Source organism: Microbulbifer sp. ABH2_005, assembly GCF_056160005.1.
Window position 1 is genome coordinate 1599346 of sequence record NZ_JBSWWI010000001.1, and the last position, 15685, is coordinate 1615030.

Here is a 15685-nt window from a genome sequence, read left to right on the forward strand (position 1 = left end):
GGCGCGGTTAGTTATTTCCCGCAAGGAAAGCCTCATATTTTTTCGCTTTCTCCAGATCACCGGATTCTCGATTAATTGAGATTAAAGCCTGAAGTATGTCTACTGAAGTAGGAAACTGCTCGAATCCCTTTTCAAGTATTGCCAAAGCTTGAGTCGGGTTGTCTGCGGAATGTAGTGCAATCGCATAGACATAGATATAGCGGCTATCGGTTTCTTTAGCTTCAGCAGCTTTTTTGAGATAGCTAATGGCCTCTGAGTGAAGACCTTGTCGTATTAAAGATAGTCCCAGGGAGTGATGTATTGCTGCATTTCCCTGAGCCCTGCCCAAAGCCTTACGCAATGTGTTTTCACTCTCTTTTTCTCTTCCCTCTGCCCGATAGAGGTCTGCAAGATTGATATAGGCCGGTGTGTAGTCGGGTGCTTTTTTTATTGCTCGACGATAGAAAGCCTCTGCCTGGTGAATGTTGCCTCTCTGTCGGTGCAGTCCTGCCAGGTTGGCCAGAGATTCGGGGCGGTCACTGTTAAAATGCTCCGAGACAACATATTCCCGAAGTGCCAGATAGAATTGCTGACGAACAGGCTCGGAATAATTTTCCATGGAGAATGCGGCCAGGGCATTGGCGGCCAGTGAGCGGGTAACACGTTCTGGCTCGTAGAGTAGAGGTATTCCAAGGGGAGGGCGCAATGGTTCAGGTATTCTATCCAGTGACTGGGCCAAGGCCAAACTGAGAAGAGACTGATCTCCCTGGGCTATAGACTGCAATAGTTGGACAGAATGGCGAGAGAGATATTGGGGGAGCAGAGTTATCGCCGTAGCCCTGGCGATTGTTGGCTGTTGAGAATCGATGATCAGTTCGCTCAACTTCCTTTCAGCATCAACCTGTCCTGAAAAACCTGCATATAAGGCTTCGCCAAAGTGAGTTCTTTCTGGGGGACCAAACCGGTTACGCAGTACCTCTGCGGCCCATTGATTGCTTTTACCCTTGTGGCAATTGGTACAGGCATTGGGTGTCTTTATCTGGTCGGAGAGGTCTGGCCGTGGGATTCGAAAACTGTGGTCGCGACGGCTGTCTATCAGCATATAATTCTTTGCTGGCATATGACAGCTGACACATCTGGCACCGGGGCTGTTTACTGGGTGTAGATGGTGCTCTGTTTGAGCAAATTTTCCTGGAAGATGGCACTGAGCGCAAATCCCATCACCATTACTTCGCAACTGTAAACCGTGTGGCTCGTGGCAATTGCTACAGGTGACACCTGCAGCATACATTTTACTTTGTAGGAATGAGCCATAAACGTAGACTTCTTCGTTAATCTGACCATCGACATGATAGAGAGGCGGCTGTAACAGGGCAGGATTGTAGTGGTCCAAGAATTGGCTCCCTGGGCCTGCGCCAGGAAAAAAAGTCGCACGCCTGGAATGACACTGTGCACAGATTTGTATTTCAGCGGAAGTCTTTGCTGCTTTGTTAGAGGCGATTCCACTGTCAAGGTTCATTTTCCAGTTGTTTGTATTAACCTTCTGTAACTCAATGGGAAAACCAAAATTTTCGAGGTTTGGCTGTTGACCATAAGCCCACTCAAGATGCTTTGAGGCTGGTCCATGACAGGACTCACAAGCAACATTCATTTCGGACCAACTGGTTTGAAATGTATCTGTATTGAGATCGTAATTTTTTTGTAGATTGGTGGAGTGGCAATCAGCACACATAAAGTTCCAGTTTTGGTTAATGCCACTCCAATGTAGGGAATCTGAATGGTCGATAACCTCATCGGGATATAAATGAAACCAGCGTTGCCCACCATCCGCTTTAGGGCGACTGTCCCAAGCGATACTGAGAGCCTGCAGCCTCCCTCCCGGAAATTGAATCAGGTATTGCTGTAGTGGGGCCACGCCAAAGGTAAAAGCAATCGGAAACTCTTCCAGATTACCCTCCATACCTTCGGTCTCAACATAATAGGTTCCCTCCCTTTTATAAAAGGTTGTAGTTATACCCCTGTAGGTAAAAGTGGAATTGTTGAAGTTACCAAGCACGCTCTCCTCACTCGCTAACCGCATAGCATGTGCGTGGTGAGAACTCTCCCAAGCGGTGCTTTCTTTTTGATGACAGCCGCTACAAGAAGTAGATCCGCTATACGTCGGCATTTCAATACTCAGATGATTTTGCTGCAGGCTTACCGCTGAAGAAACTTTGCTGTCATCAGGCTCATCTGCTGCTGGCGTGGCATCCTCGTCTCTAGAGCAACCTGCTAAAAGCAGCAGACTGACGAGAACTATCAGGCTGGAATTCCTGCCAGCTATATTTATCATGACTTTAAAGTTGCCTTGGATTTCTTAAAGTTTTGATCTGTGCCTACTGAGTCCAAATTAGTTCATTCTGCGACAAAAGTTACAACTTTCATTGTTGAGAAACACATATGCCAACGGTTAGTTTTATACGGTATTTAATCCCCTTACTTCTAGTTTCTCTGATAAATATCTGCCTTACCGATAAGGGTATGAGTGCAGAGCTTCCGTCATGGAATAACACTGCGACAAAATCTGCCATTGTGGAATTTGTAAATAAAGTCACGCAGGGTGGCAGTCCAGACTTTGTCCCTCCCGAACAACGTATCGCGGTATTCGATAACGATGGGACTCTATGGGCGGAAAAACCTGCCTACTTTCAATTACTCTTCGCTATAGATGAGATAAAACGACTAGCACCAGAGCACCCGGAATGGCAGAAGGAACAGCCCTATGCCGCAATTCTTAACGAAGATATATCCAGCCTATTAGCTCAGGGGAAGGTTGGAATAGAGAAAATGGTGGGTGTCACTCATGTCGGAGTAGAAGGTTCAGAGTTTAATAAGATTGTCACTTCCTGGCTTTCTACTGCGAAGAACCCACTCACTGATAAGCGGTATCGTGATATGGTTTATCAGCCAATGCGAGAGCTTTTGGATTACCTGCGGGGTAAGGGGTTTAAAACTTTTATTTCCTCTGGTGGTAGTGCCGATTTTATCAGAGTGTTTTCTTTTGATTTATATGGTATTCCACCAGAGCAGGTGATAGGTAGTCGTTTAAAGTTACGTTATGAGAATACTGATGGTCATCCTCACGTTCTTACAACGGATAAGGTTGAATTTTTGAACGATAGAAAAGGTAAACCCATTGGTATCAAACAGGTTATTGGTCATCGCCCAATTTTTGTGGCTGGTAATTCAGATGGAGATCTGCAGATGCTGGAATGGTCTACCACCGGCAAAGGGCCACGTTTTGGTATGCTGATACATCACACTGATGGTAAGAGGGAGTGGGCTTATGATCATAACTCCAGTGTCGGATACCTGGATAAAGCTCTCTTAGCTGCCAAAACTCATGGCTGGACCGTGGTCGATATGGCGAAGGACTGGAGTATCATTTTTCCGAAGGTTAAGTCTCCTAGCTCGGGAAAGGAGACACAAAAAGAGCCCGCGCTCAATGATGGCTGATTCTTCCTGACCGATTTCTCGTTATTTTTTACTTTTGAGTTTGGTAGTGAGCAATTATCAACGACTTTGATAAGTATGCTCTAGTCTTGTTGTATTCCTCTCGAGAGGAATCTTAGCTTGATATTTTGGCGTTAATTCCAGTGGTTAATATTCTGAATGTCAGGAAAATTTTATTTATCGTTATCTGCGTTTTAATCGATCGTTAAGTGATTTATGAGACCCATCATGCACTCATTTATGCAGGTTCTAAGCCGCTTAGTCATTTGTGCCGTTGCGTTATGCTTTCTTCATTGGCAGGTTATTGCACAGCCACAGCCACAGCCACAGCCACAGCCACAGCCACAGCCACAGCCACAGCCACAGCCACAGCCACAGCCACAGCCAGATCAATATCAGGAGCAAGAACAGGGGCAGCCCCAAGTCCAGACACAGCAGCCGGTTCAGACCTCCACCTCTACAAAGCCCAATATCCTGGTGATTTGGGGAGATGATATCGGTATATGGAATATCAGTTTCAACAACCGAGGCATGATGGGCTATGCCACGCCAAACATTGATCGGTTGGCCGTTGAGGGGCTGTCATTCACTGACTATTACGGTCAGCAATCTTGTACGGCGGGGCGTGCTGCTTTCCTTGCAGGTAATGTCCCAGTACGTACTGGAATGACCAAAGTTGGGCTTCCTGGAGCAAAGGAAGGCTGGCAGAAGAACGATGCGACAATCGCTACGGTGATGAAAAGTCTGGGTTATGTTACCGGACAGTTTGGTAAGAATCATCAGGGCGACAGGGATGAGCATCTACCTACCAATCATGGCTTTGATGAGTTCTTTGGCAATCTCTACCACCTGAATGCAGAAGAGGAACCAGAGAATCGTGATTATCCCAAAGACCCTGAATTTCGGGAAAAATTTGGCCCACGTGGCGTGATCAAATCTTATGCCGGTGGCCCTATCGAGGATACCGGCCCCCTAACCAAAAAGCGTATGGAGACTATTGATGATGAAACGCTTGCTGCTGCTATTGATTTTATAGAGCGTGCTCATCAAGCGGGAAAACCTTTTTTTGTTTGGTGGAATGCCACTCGCATGCACTTTCGTACTCATGTGCGTGAAGAACACAAAAACCTGGCGGGCCCTAACAGCAATGAGTATATGGATGGCATGGTGGAGCATGATATTTTAGTGGGTAAGTTACTGAGCTTGCTGGACCGCCTGAAAATTTCTGATAATACCATTGTGTTTTATTCCACAGACAACGGTCCACACTTCAATACCTGGCCTGATGCCGCTACAACCCCTTTTCGCAGCGAGAAGAACTCTAATTGGGAGGGGGCCTATCGAGTGCCCGCGTTTGTGCGCTGGCCCGGTAAGTTTCCCGCGGGAACCACTTTAACTGGTATTGTTTCACACGAGGATTGGCTGCCAACACTGGCTGCTGCCGCTGGAAATCCCAATATCAAAAATCAACTTAAGCAGGGTGTGGAACTGAACGGTCGGCAATACCGCAATTATGTGGATGGCTACAACATGATGAATTACTTTTCTGGTAAGGCCAAGCTATCGCCGAGGAAGGAATTTATTTATGTCAATGATGATGGTCAGATAGTGGCTATGCGTTATGAGCCCTGGAAAGCTATTTTTCTGGAAAATCGTGGCAAGGGCTTTGAAGTTTGGCGTGAACCTTTTACGGAATTACGAGTTCCCCTTCTATTCAATTTGCGCCAAGATCCCTTCGAGAAAGCTCAGCATAATTCAAATACCTATAATGACTGGTTTATTGATCGTGCATTTGTACTGGTTCCTATGCAGCAGCTTGCCACAAAATTTCTAAAAACCATGAAAGAGTATCCACCTAGCCAAGTGCCAGGTTCTTTCAATCTGGAAAAAGTACAGAAGCAGCTTGAAGCTGGGGCATCGGGCAGTAACTGATTTATTGGTATCTCAAATAGGGAGGGAGCTATGAAAAGGCTACATATTGCGCTATCAACAGATAAGGTCGAAGAAACGGTTCAGGATTATAGCGCTCGCCTGAACTGCAAACCCTGCGCCCATGTCTCTGGCGAATATGCTCTGTGGAGAACTGACAGTTTAAATCTGTCTATTCGTAAGGACTCAAAGTGCAAGCCCGGAACTCTCAGGCATTTGGGTTGGGAAGACCCAAGCGCAACAGCTTTTACTCAGGATAAAGATGTCAATGGCATTGTCTGGGAGCGTTTTAATGCAAAGCAACAAGCAGAGGAAATTAATAATGCTTGGAGTAATGCGAGTTATCAAGTTGATTAGGAAAGTTTGGTTTTTCTCGATAACTGGCTAGCCGTTAGCGCAATGATTTTTGCGCATTCAATTGGCTTCGCTTGTGCAATAAAATGCCCACCCGGCAGTTGGACAACTTCTAGCCTCTCGAATGTAGAAGCTAATTGTTTTAATGCTTTCTTGCCTACAAGGCGATCCTTGTTCGGACTAAGGTAGATTACGGACAGGTTGAGCTTATCTATAGGGTTATTTATTTCTGCAATATTTTTAAATCGATATTTAAATTTTTCTCTATCTGTTGTTTTTATTGAATGAAGAATTCTTTGAATTTTCTCTTTGGTGGCATGGCCGTTGAAGCCATAATGATTGATTATCCAGTAATTGATGCGGTTGGGCTTGATCAATATTATAGGGAATAACTTTGCGAATCTGGATATAAATGATGGTGAAGAGATGAAGCTGGCAATAAAAATGAAACCTTTAACTCGATTTTTAGCCAGTTTGTATAGTTCATAAGCAAGTCTGCCTGAATAAGACTCCGCTACTAAAAGTAGATTTTCATCTTTCATCAACCTGTTTAATGACTCTGCCTGTTCATAATAAGTCTTACCGGATAGCTCTGAGAGTGAAACTACCTGGATTTTTAATGACTTTGGTAGTGCTTTGATTAGGTCTTCAAACAATATTCCTGTACCATCTAGTCCAGGCAGGAGAAGTAGCTTCAAGTTTGACCCTCCATAAAGAGTTGCATGCTCAATACGTGCTTTATCTGGCGTTTATTCTACTTTTTAGTGTTGATTTTATCTACTAGATAAAAAATTTTTAATCTATGTCTGTTAATAGTTTGAGTTTGAGTTTGAGTGACCCTGCTTCTATTTTTCTCTCTTTTCATGGGGTCTTATTTTGAGAAGACTCTCGGGTTTTTTAAAAGCCATAGCGTTGCAACTTTCTTCTCTGGATGGCTAATATAGAGTTCTCAATAAAACCACTTGTAGGTAGGAAAGAACAATGATCTCAGCTATAGATATTGATATTCCAAATGTTCTCGCCTTTAAAGTTTCGGGTGAAATTACTGATAATGATGTCTCTAAGGCTTTGGATAAGGCAAGGTCTCTTGGTAGGAGGTTTGGGAAGATAACTATTTATGAAGAAGTTGAGTCATTTAAGGGGTTTGAGTTCTCGGCAATAATAGAGAAATTCAAGTACCTAGCTGACGTAGGTATCTCCAATATTGCTGCAGCTGCTATTTTGACGGATAAACGATGGTTGCAGAAAATTGTAAGGGTTGAAGATAAGATTTTTAGAAATATGGATATCCGGTGCTTCTCTTTAGGCCAACGTGAGGAAGCCATACAGTTTCTCAAGCACTATGCTCCAGAAAATACAGATTAGAGCGAAACGGGGTTCCTAAGGAATTTTTTCTCATTTTGAGGCTCAAAGCAACGATCTCCTGAGTAGGAACAGACTATTCTGGGTTTCAGGTTGAGCAATGGTCAGTTGCTATCAAACACTGCTTAATAGTAGATAGATTTTAAGTCAATCAATAATGAGGAAATAGCGGGGCTGCTATGGTCGTTGAACAGATTTCAGGCTTTGATTTGGTGGGGCTTTGCACAAGGACTAAGAATGAGAATGAGGCGGATGCTTCTACAGCGCAAATAGCCCCTTTGTGGGAGAAGTTTAGTGCTGAGGTGGCGCCCAAGTTTAGGGGAACCCCTCAGGTTTATGGGGTATACACCAACTACGAGTCAGACCATAGCGGGATGTTCGATGTCTATGCTTGCTCTGATCTGCTTTCAACAGATATGTCTGAGGACTTTAAGTCGATACATGTAGAGCCTGGTAAGTACCTGGTGTTTTCAGCTCAGGGGGAAATGCCACAGGCGGTTATCAATTTATGGGGTGAAGTATGGAATTACTTCTCCTCACCGGAATGCCCTCACGAACGTGCTTACACCACAGACTTTGAACACTATGTGGGCCCGAATGAGATAAGAGTCGCCATCTCTATCAAATAACTCTTAAGGGGCCTTTAATGGCCTTTTGGCTAAAGGGCCATTAGCCTCCTCTCTGGCTTTTCATAAGGTCAATTGTCCAGTTGGCAGAGAGGCGGCTAAAAAGCGGACCACCAAAAACGCTTAAAAAATATTCAACATCGGGCGGTGCTTCCAGATGCCTGGGTGGGTAAATGTCCGAATAGACAGCATGGTCACAATGGACAATTTCCGGCGTCATAATAGACAAGGCGAAAAATGCGGATTCCACTGACTTGCTTAGTATTCCCTGGATGATGACGCCCCGTCTATTGCCAATACAGTGCGATGTTCCCGTCAAGAATACGCAGGGCTGGCTTTTACTCCCGCTCACATTTCTTTAACTTTCCCACAGTAATTGATAAAACCACCCTGGAATTACAGGGCTTAGAGGTTGGTTCAGGTGGCTATTATCTACTCTGTTTCACTATCTGTTCTGTTAGTCCTCTAAGAGAGGGAAAGCAGAGTTGCCTAAAAATTCTCCATTAAGAACCACTGTGAAAATCCAACTAGCATGATTGAAAGGTATTTTTCAGGCTCTCAAGGGAAGAGGGTAGGCCTTGTTATAATTCGGGACACTAAGTAGTCTTTAAACCCCTTAGACTGGCAAGAGACCGGTAGGTCTGTGCAAATTTCTGACTCTCTTTGCTTGTTTTGGTCAGACTGAAAGCTATTTGCGCAATATAACTTGTCCATCATCGCTAATTAAAAGCAGGTTTATGAGCAACAACGAAAAGCGCCCCCTGTATATTCCACATGCCGGCCCTTCCTTGCTGGAAATGCCACTATTGAACAAAGGCAGTGCATTCACCTTGGAAGAGCGGCTGGAGTTCAACTTGGCGGGTCTCTTGCCTAACAATGTTGAGACCATTGAGGAGCAGGCCCGGCGAGCTTATTACCAGTACCAGCACTGTAAGACTGACCTGGATAAGCACATCTTTTTGCGGGGCATTCAAGATGATAACGAAACCCTGTTCTTTTACCTGATCGAGCACCATATCGATGAAATGCTGCCGATCATCTATACCCCCACAGTCGGCGCAGCCTGTGAGGAATTTTCCAATATTTATCGCACCCACCGCGGACTGTTTATCCCCTATCCAGACCGTGAGTACATGGATGATATGTTGCGCAGTGCCACCAAAGAAAACGTCAAGGTTATTGTGGTTACCGATGGCGAGCGTATCCTCGGTCTCGGCGATCAGGGCATAGGTGGCATGGGAATTCCCATCGGCAAACTGTCTCTGTACACCGCCTGTGGTGGTATCAGCCCGGCTTATACGCTTCCCGTAACCCTGGATGTGGGCACCAACAACCGTACTCTCCTCAGTGATCCTATGTACATGGGCTGGCGACACGAGCGTGTTTCCCAGCAAGAGTACGATGAGTTTTTAGAGCAGTTTATTGAAGCCGTGAAGCGTCGCTGGCCCAAGGTGTTGGTGCAGTTTGAGGATTTTGCCCAGACCAATGCCATGCCTCTATTGCAGCGCTACCGGGATCAGCTCTGCTGTTTCAATGACGATATTCAGGGCACAGCCTCCGTTACGTTGGGGACTATTCTCGCCGCGTGTAAAACCTGGCAGGAGCCTCTCACTGCCCAGAGGGTTGTGATTGTCGGTGCGGGTTCCGCCGGTTGTGGTATTGCCGAACAAGTGGTGTCTGCCATGGCGCAGGCGGGGCTCAGCGATGCGGATGCTCGCTCACGTATTTTTATGTTCGATCGCTATGGCTTGGTAACCTCGGATATGAAGGGCCTGCACGATTTCCAGGCGGCCCTGGCACAGCCCCCGAATATCTTCGAGGGCGTTGCCGAATCAGACTTGGAAAGCCTGATTGGCCAGATAAAACCCAGCATTCTTATCGGGGTTTCCGGTCAGGGTGGGTTATTCAATCAACAGGTGATTGAGGCCTTGCAAAAGGGCCATGAACGCCCGCTGGTTATGCCGCTATCTAATCCCACTTCCCGTGCGGAAGCGACACCTACAGAGATCTACACCTGGACCAAAGGGGAGGCACTGGTGGCCACCGGCAGTCCCTTTGCTGCGGTGGAAATCGATGGGCGCACTCACCCGGTGGCTCAGTGCAACAATGTTTATATCTTCCCCGGCATTGGCCTTGGAGTGATTGCTGCCAACGCCACCCGTGTGACGGATGGTATGCTGATGGCCGCCTCCAACGCTCTGGCAGAGCAAGCGCCTGTAGTGAAGGAAGGCAAGGGTGCACTTCTGCCGCACTTGGATAATATTCGTGAGGTGAGTATAGATATTGCCAGGGCTGTGGCTGCCCAGGCGCAGCTTGATGGGGTTGCCCCCAAAGTGAGCCATGAGCAGCTGGAGAAATCCCTAAAGCGCAATTTCTGGCATGCCAACTACCGCAGTTACCGCCGCCGCTCTTTCTAATATCATTTCCAAACCTTCGCAAACCGGGCCGCTTCTGCGGCCCAGCTTCTTTTAGGCAATCTGTTCGTTGCCATAGATTGCCTCTGGCTGGCGCAGCACCAGATAATCTTCCCAAAGAAAACCTTTACTTAAAAACTCGATGGCGGATTTGGCCCCGGATACAAACAGGTGTTCGCAATGCTCCCCTGGCATAGAGAAATCCAACCAGTGTGGGAGACGGCCATTCGCCATTGGATCAATGGCGATTTCCTTGACCAAGGCATGGTACTCAGCATTCAGGCTTGCGCGTACATGGTTATCGAGCATATTGCGGCAAGTATTGACCAAGCCCATGGCAAAGCGCCCCATGGTATTGGATTTGGGTTGGTAGTGATCTACCTCCAGCTTGACCCCCAAAGTGGGCAGTTTGGGTGTGCCATAGGGGTCGTGAAAAATATCGAAAGGAAAATTGGATACCAGGCCACCATCGACAAACTCCACCTCTTGGGGAAAGCCGTGCTTGAAGAAGCGTCTGGGATTGCCGATACCCTTTATGTTGCGCCAGTTCTCCTCAATAGATTGGCACTGCTCCAACTGGGGAATATTTTTTACCGTATAGGGTTTGAAGAAGCCGGGCACCGACATTGATGCGCGCACATATTCGGCCGGGTTCACCGTATTTGGGTCACTGAAATAGAGCGGAGCTTTGGCTGGGAATACCGCGCGGGTCTCCGTAGTAATATCTGCGGCGACCAGGGCTACCTCTGCAATGCCAACCTCGGGATCGGGATTGCCTTGGTAAAACAATGTGGGGAACTGGTTGATGCGTTGGTATAACTGCGCGGTATCAGTGATACCCAGCTGGCGCAACTCGTCTTGCAGCCAGTAGGTGAAGGTATCTCCAGGATTCAGGCCCTTGTCCCGCAGCAGCTGCCGCAGGGTGCGCAGGGAGTCGAAAGGATGTAGGGCCAGATTACTAAAGAATCCTCGGCCATTAAGCAGGCGCTGAACGGTCCTACGAGCAAAAAGCTCCCCATCTTCGAAACTGGCAAAGTCCGCCTTGGCCATAATCTCGAGGAGTTTCTCACTCTTGCGCGAGCCTGGGGTACCAGCGGCAGCTAAAAACAAGGCGTTGATAGCACCGGCCGATGTGCCCGCAATCTTGCGAAAGCGAATGCCGGCTAACTCCAGGATGTAGGTGTAGCCTACCAGGGCAATCCCCAGCATGCCGCCACCCTCCATCACCAAGTCCACATACTGGAACCCGTTGGAATCCTGTACATCACTAAATATCTTGCCCTCAACTTGAGGACAGGCTTTATGCCATAGGGTGTTAGCCTTTTGCAGGGCATCTGAGACCCAGCTTGCTTCCCCTATTTGGGTTTTCCCTTCTGTGTTAATTAATTCCATGTGTTCGAACAAATTATGTGCGGTTATGTGGTTGAGGCAGGGTATCACCCAGAATCAAATTCGCCATGGCATCCAGCTTGTTTTTAGTACTTTCCCACCGGGGCATTACTTGATTCATCAATCGGTAAAAGCGCTCGCTGTGGTTGTGCTCGGCTATATGGCAGAGCTCGTGCAAAATCACATAGTCAATGCACTGGCGCGGAGCCTTTACCAGATGGGGGTTGAGGGTAATACGTCCATGGGGGGAGCAGCTGCCCCACTGGGTTTTCATGCTGAGGGTGCGCAGGGGTGGGCGCCCGGGGACCCATAGGGTTTGCTCAAGCAGAGCATCCAGGCGGCGATGAAAAACTTCTTTGGCGCGATCCTTATACCACTTGGCCAAAAGCAGGCGCACTCTCTCCGGATCTTTCTTAATCACGGATACTTCCAGCTTACCGCGCAGTAATTTGACCTGCTGTTGAGTGTCTTCAGACTCAATGACTTTCAGCAGGTATTGCTTGCCCAGATAGTAGTGGCTCTCGCCACTGATATATTGCCGTGGCGTTATATATTCCAGCGCTTTGCGGAAATCGCGCAGCTGCTGGTAAATCCAGCGCCCCCGTTTTTTTACCGCTTTTAATACCGCATCATCATCAATAGGTTCGGGCGCGCTGACTACCACGCGGCAGTCGGGGTGTACTTTGATCAGCACTCGCCCACTGGCCTGGGGGCGGGGTTGGCATTCAAATGTGATGTGTTCATCCCCATAGGCAAAGCTCAGTTGCCGGGTATTGAGGTTATTTTGTTGATCGATAATAGGCACGTTCATGCCGGGGTTAGTCTCCGCTCAAACCGACGCGGGTGATCTGCACGATCATCTCCACCATTTTTTTAGCCTGCACCATACCACTACCGATGGATTTACACGCCATAAATAATTTGGGCATCAGTTTTTTATGGATATCCTTCTCAATATTTTGCGGGCTGATGGAGTGCTCCATTACGGACTGGGCAACCATTGTATCGATCTCGAAAGCTAGCTTGATCCATTTATCTTGCACCTGACTATCGCCCACCGCAAAAACCTCCGGCAGGTTTTTCTTGAATACACCAAAATAGGCCTGGGCGTGGCGGTTATCGGCAAAGGCATTGGGGATCTCATCCAGGTTGCGGGCTTTTACCTGGGCTTCTAGCTCCTCGAACAGCAAATACTGCTTGAGCGGGTGATCGAACAGTTTTTCCGCCTCCTCAATGGCTTGCAGCAGTAACTTGGAAAAGGCCTCCTGGGCATAGGGGTCGTCGCGCAGCTCCTGCTCGATCATGCGGGTGACGCGGGTTTTGATAAGATCGGTTTCGTTGCGGGTTTTGTTCTCCCCCCAATCTTCGGGCCGCTCCGTCTTGCCCATTTTGTTGACTTCGTATTTACCCTCGGGCTCCAAGATTTCCACGCCCACCACATGCTTATCCAACAGGTTTTTTACCTGGGCCGCGTACTGGTCATAGTCCACAGAGATTCCGGTTTGCTGTAGCGCCCATTGGCGCAAACTGGCAAATTGTTTAACCGTCTGTTTGTAGTGCTGGCGATCATTGTCGCTAAAGCTTTTGTCTTCGAAGAAGGTGGCCGATTGCAAGGCTACTTTCAGGCAGGTGGTGAAGTGGGTGAGTGCCTCGTAGAAGTCCTCGCGCACTTTTAGGTTCACATCCACCAGTTCACCGTTGCGCTTTTCTATCCTTGGTATCACAACACTCTCTAACTGCGTAGGGTCCTGCTTATTTTTCACGTCGGCGAAAATGCCCCAAAGGTTTTTATACAACAGGGGCAGGCGCTTGTACTCGCTGCTCATGGGGCTGTAGAGCCCGGCAATATCGTCGATGTCGTAACCGCCCTGGGTGCGCGCGGCCAGATCCTGGTATTTCTGCAGGGTGGTATCCAGCTCTGCCAGGATGCCCCGGTAATCGATCAGCAGGCCGAACTTTTTATCCGGGTGCAGGCGGTTGACCCGCGCGATCGCCTGGATGAGGTTGTGTTCCTTGAGCGGCTTATCGATATACAGCACCGTATTCTTGGGCTCATCGAATCCGGTCAGTAGTTTGTCCACTACAATCAGCAGTTTCAGGGAATCGTCTTTATCGAAGCGCTCAATCACTCCCTGGGTGTAGCGCTGTTCATTTTGCGAGCCCACATTGTCTTTCCACCACTTCACCACCTCCGGCATAGAGGACTCATCTACCGCCTCGTTGCCCTCGCGGGTATCCGGTGCACTGATGACCACTGCCGACTCAAACTTCTGTGCTTCTGGCCAGTGCTGTTGGGCCTCATCCAGGTACTTTTTATATTGGATGGCAGTGGCTTTGCTATCGCAGGCTAGCTGGCCTTTTAAGCCCGCATCGATGTTTTTAACAAAATGGGTGGCGATATCGGTAGCAATCAGTCGAATGCGATCGTCGGCAGTGTAAATCTCTCCCTTGCGGGCAAACTTGCGTTTTAAATCCGCCTTCTGCTCCTCGCTTAACCCCACCGTAATACGCTCAAACCAGCGGTCAATTGCGCGCTCGTTAACATTCAGGTCGGGGATGCGCTCTTCGTACAGCAGTGGGGTTACGGTGCGATCCTCCACCGCCCGTTGCATGGTATAGGCATGGACTATGGGGCCAAATTTATTGGTGGTCTTGTCGTCTTTCAGCAGGGGCGTGCCGGTAAAGGCCACAAAGGCGGCATTGGGCAGGGCCTGGCGCATACGGATATGGTTTTCGCCGCCTTGACTGCGGTGGCCCTCGTCGATCAGCACAATCAAGTCGGCACTGTCGTTGCGACACTCCGGCAGGGCAGTGGCGCCGGTAAATTTTTGCACCAGCGAGAAGATAATCCGCTCATTGCCGCTGCCAATCTGCTGGGCCAAACGCTTGCCGGAAGTAGCCATGGCCGCTTCCTTGTCTTTCTTGCCCGCCAGTTCGCCGCCGCTGGCAAAGGTATTGCTGAGCTGGCGCTCCAGATCCACCCGGTCGGTGACAATAACCAGGCGGCTCTGTTTGAGACTCGGCTGGAAGATCAGCGCCTTGCTTAAAAACACCATGGTGAAGGATTTGCCGGAGCCGGTGGTATGCCAGATCACACCGCCCTCCCGCGCGCCGTCATTGCCGCGTTGGGCAATGCGCTCCAACAGTCGTTTGATACCGAATACCTGCTGATAGCGGGCGACAATTTTGCCGGCCTTTTTATCGAACAGGGTGAAGTAACGGACCATCTCCAACAGTCGCTGGGGCGATAGCAAGCTGATTAGCAACCGATCCTGGCCGCCTAGGGCCAGCTCGCCACCGGCGATCAGGGTCTGGTACCAGTCCAGATCTGCCGGGGCGCGCTGTTTAAACAGGGTTTGGATTTGTTCGCTGGAAAGGGGGCGGTTTTTGATCGCCAGCATTTCCCCATCGGAGATATCTTCCTCGCGCCAGGCCGCCCAGAATTTTGCCGGCGTGTTACAAGTGCCGTAGCGGCCCTCGGCGCCATTCACCGACAGCAGCAGTTGGCTGTAGGCGAACAATTGTGGGATTTCATCGTGGCGCTGGTTGCGCAGACTCTGGGAGATACCCTCGTCGATAGAGGGCCCTTTCTTGCCATCCGGGCGCTTGGCCTCGATCACTACCAGGGGAATACCGTTGACAAAGCACACCATATCCGGGCGGCGGCTCTCCACGCCGCTGGCACGGGTTACGCTGAATTCCTCGGTAAAGGCAAAGTGATTGTTTTCGATGGTGTGCCAGTCGATCAGGGCAATGGTGGGGGTGGCTTTTTTGCCATCGATAAATTCGGTCACCGAAATGCCGTAGAGCAGGTGGTTGTACAACTCTTCATTGGCCGCAAGCGGCCCTTTGTTCAGCGCTGGGCTGCACACTATGCCGATCAGGTGGTCGATGGATTTTTGCGAGAGCGGCAGCTCTTTACCGGCAAAGTGGAAGGTCCGTTTGCCCAGCTCCCGGCGCAGTATTTCTGTAAGCACCACCTGGTCCTGGCGCCCACTGCGGGCTTGGTTGGCCTCGGAGGGAGGTAAAAACGACCAGCCCAGGTTGCATAACAGGGCCAGGGCGGGGATTTTCGCGGAGTATTCTTCCTGAAACCTGGGAGGAGACTGCATCATCCAGCGACTCTCATATCTTTGCTAA

11 protein-coding genes are annotated in these 15685 nt (G+C 48.9%); 6 read left to right on the top strand and 5 right to left on the bottom strand.

Going from position 1 to position 15685, the window contains the following annotated elements:
* Window positions 1–7: 7 nt before the first annotated feature.
* Window positions 8–2311: a tetratricopeptide repeat protein gene (locus ACXAFI_RS07050; RefSeq protein WP_475108216.1), complete on the bottom strand. Its 2304-nt coding sequence runs from the start codon at window positions 2309–2311 to the stop codon at window positions 8–10.
* Between the two features lie 188 nt (window positions 2312–2499).
* On the opposite strand from ACXAFI_RS07050, the gene ACXAFI_RS07055 reads away from it, so the two are divergent.
* From ACXAFI_RS07055 to ACXAFI_RS07065, 3 genes are all read left to right on the top strand, one after another.
* Window positions 2500–3474 carry an HAD family hydrolase gene (locus tag ACXAFI_RS07055; RefSeq protein ID WP_475108217.1) on the top strand — a complete coding sequence of 325 codons (975 nt, stop codon included), beginning with the start codon at window positions 2500–2502 and terminating at the stop codon, window positions 3472–3474.
* Between the two features lie 225 nt (window positions 3475–3699).
* The gene (locus ACXAFI_RS07060) at window positions 3700–5403 is read left to right on the top strand and encodes an arylsulfatase (protein WP_475108218.1); all 1704 of its coding nucleotides are present in this window, start codon (window positions 3700–3702) and stop codon (window positions 5401–5403) included.
* A 30-nt stretch (window positions 5404–5433) separates the two neighbouring features.
* Complete coding sequence (locus ACXAFI_RS07065) at window positions 5434–5757, top strand: VOC family protein (RefSeq protein WP_475108219.1); 324 nt, start codon at window positions 5434–5436, stop codon at window positions 5755–5757.
* Here the strand turns inward: ACXAFI_RS07065 and ACXAFI_RS07070 are convergent.
* Window positions 5754–6452: an alpha/beta fold hydrolase gene (locus tag ACXAFI_RS07070; protein WP_475108220.1), complete on the bottom strand. Its 699-nt coding sequence runs from the start codon at window positions 6450–6452 to the stop codon at window positions 5754–5756. The genes ACXAFI_RS07065 and ACXAFI_RS07070 overlap by 4 nt on opposite strands.
* A 283-nt stretch (window positions 6453–6735) precedes the next feature.
* On the opposite strand from ACXAFI_RS07070, the gene ACXAFI_RS07075 reads away from it, so the two are divergent.
* The 3 genes from ACXAFI_RS07075 to ACXAFI_RS07085 all read left to right on the top strand — a co-directional run bounded on the left by ACXAFI_RS07075 (window position 6736) and on the right by ACXAFI_RS07085 (window position 10159).
* On the top strand, window positions 6736–7119 hold the full coding sequence (locus ACXAFI_RS07075; protein ID WP_475108221.1) for a SpoIIAA family protein: 384 nt from the start codon (window positions 6736–6738) through the stop codon (window positions 7117–7119).
* A gap of 176 nt (window positions 7120–7295) precedes the next feature.
* Window positions 7296–7745, top strand: coding sequence for a GyrI-like domain-containing protein (locus ACXAFI_RS07080; RefSeq protein WP_475108222.1), 450 nt, complete (start codon window positions 7296–7298; stop codon window positions 7743–7745).
* 734 nt (window positions 7746–8479) lie between these two features.
* Complete coding sequence (locus ACXAFI_RS07085; RefSeq protein WP_152453895.1) at window positions 8480–10159, top strand: NAD-dependent malic enzyme; 1680 nt, start codon at window positions 8480–8482, stop codon at window positions 10157–10159.
* Between the two features lie 51 nt (window positions 10160–10210).
* On the opposite strand, the gene ACXAFI_RS07090 is transcribed toward ACXAFI_RS07085, so the two are convergent.
* Genes ACXAFI_RS07090 through ACXAFI_RS07100 form a run of 3 tightly spaced genes read right to left on the bottom strand, consistent with a single transcriptional unit; the run spans window position 10211 to window position 15660 of the window.
* Entirely contained in the window at window positions 10211–11548 is a 1338-nt protein-coding gene (locus ACXAFI_RS07090) for a patatin-like phospholipase family protein (RefSeq protein WP_475108223.1), read from the bottom strand.
* Between the two features lie 13 nt (window positions 11549–11561).
* Window positions 11562–12356 (bottom strand): M48 family metallopeptidase, encoded by a 795-nt coding sequence (locus ACXAFI_RS07095; RefSeq protein WP_475108224.1) that lies wholly within the window; start codon window positions 12354–12356, stop codon window positions 11562–11564.
* Between the two features lie 7 nt (window positions 12357–12363).
* Window positions 12364–15660, bottom strand: coding sequence for a type I restriction endonuclease subunit R (locus ACXAFI_RS07100; RefSeq protein ID WP_475108225.1), 3297 nt, complete (start codon window positions 15658–15660; stop codon window positions 12364–12366).
* Between the last annotated feature and the right edge of the window lie 25 nt (window positions 15661–15685).

Bases quoted from the DNA above. Each gene is read 5' to 3' on its own strand.
- ACXAFI_RS07075 (WP_475108221.1), top strand. From the start codon at position 6,736: ATGATCTCAGCTATAGATATTGATATTCCAAATGTTCTCGCCTTTAAA.
- ACXAFI_RS07065 (WP_475108219.1), top strand. From the start codon at position 5,434: ATGAAAAGGCTACATATTGCGCTATCAACAGATAAGGTCGAAGAAACG.
- ACXAFI_RS07080 (WP_475108222.1), top strand. From the start codon at position 7,296: ATGGTCGTTGAACAGATTTCAGGCTTTGATTTGGTGGGGCTTTGCACA.
- ACXAFI_RS07100 (WP_475108225.1), bottom strand. From the start codon at position 15,660: ATGATGCAGTCTCCTCCCAGGTTTCAGGAAGAATACTCCGCGAAAATC.
- ACXAFI_RS07085 (WP_152453895.1), top strand. From the start codon at position 8,480: ATGAGCAACAACGAAAAGCGCCCCCTGTATATTCCACATGCCGGCCCT.
- ACXAFI_RS07050 (WP_475108216.1), bottom strand. From the start codon at position 2,311: ATGATAAATATAGCTGGCAGGAATTCCAGCCTGATAGTTCTCGTCAGT.
- ACXAFI_RS07090 (WP_475108223.1), bottom strand. From the start codon at position 11,548: ATGGAATTAATTAACACAGAAGGGAAAACCCAAATAGGGGAAGCAAGC.
- ACXAFI_RS07060 (WP_475108218.1), top strand. From the start codon at position 3,700: ATGCACTCATTTATGCAGGTTCTAAGCCGCTTAGTCATTTGTGCCGTT.
- ACXAFI_RS07095 (WP_475108224.1), bottom strand. From the start codon at position 12,356: ATGAACGTGCCTATTATCGATCAACAAAATAACCTCAATACCCGGCAA.
- ACXAFI_RS07055 (WP_475108217.1), top strand. From the start codon at position 2,500: ATGAGTGCAGAGCTTCCGTCATGGAATAACACTGCGACAAAATCTGCC.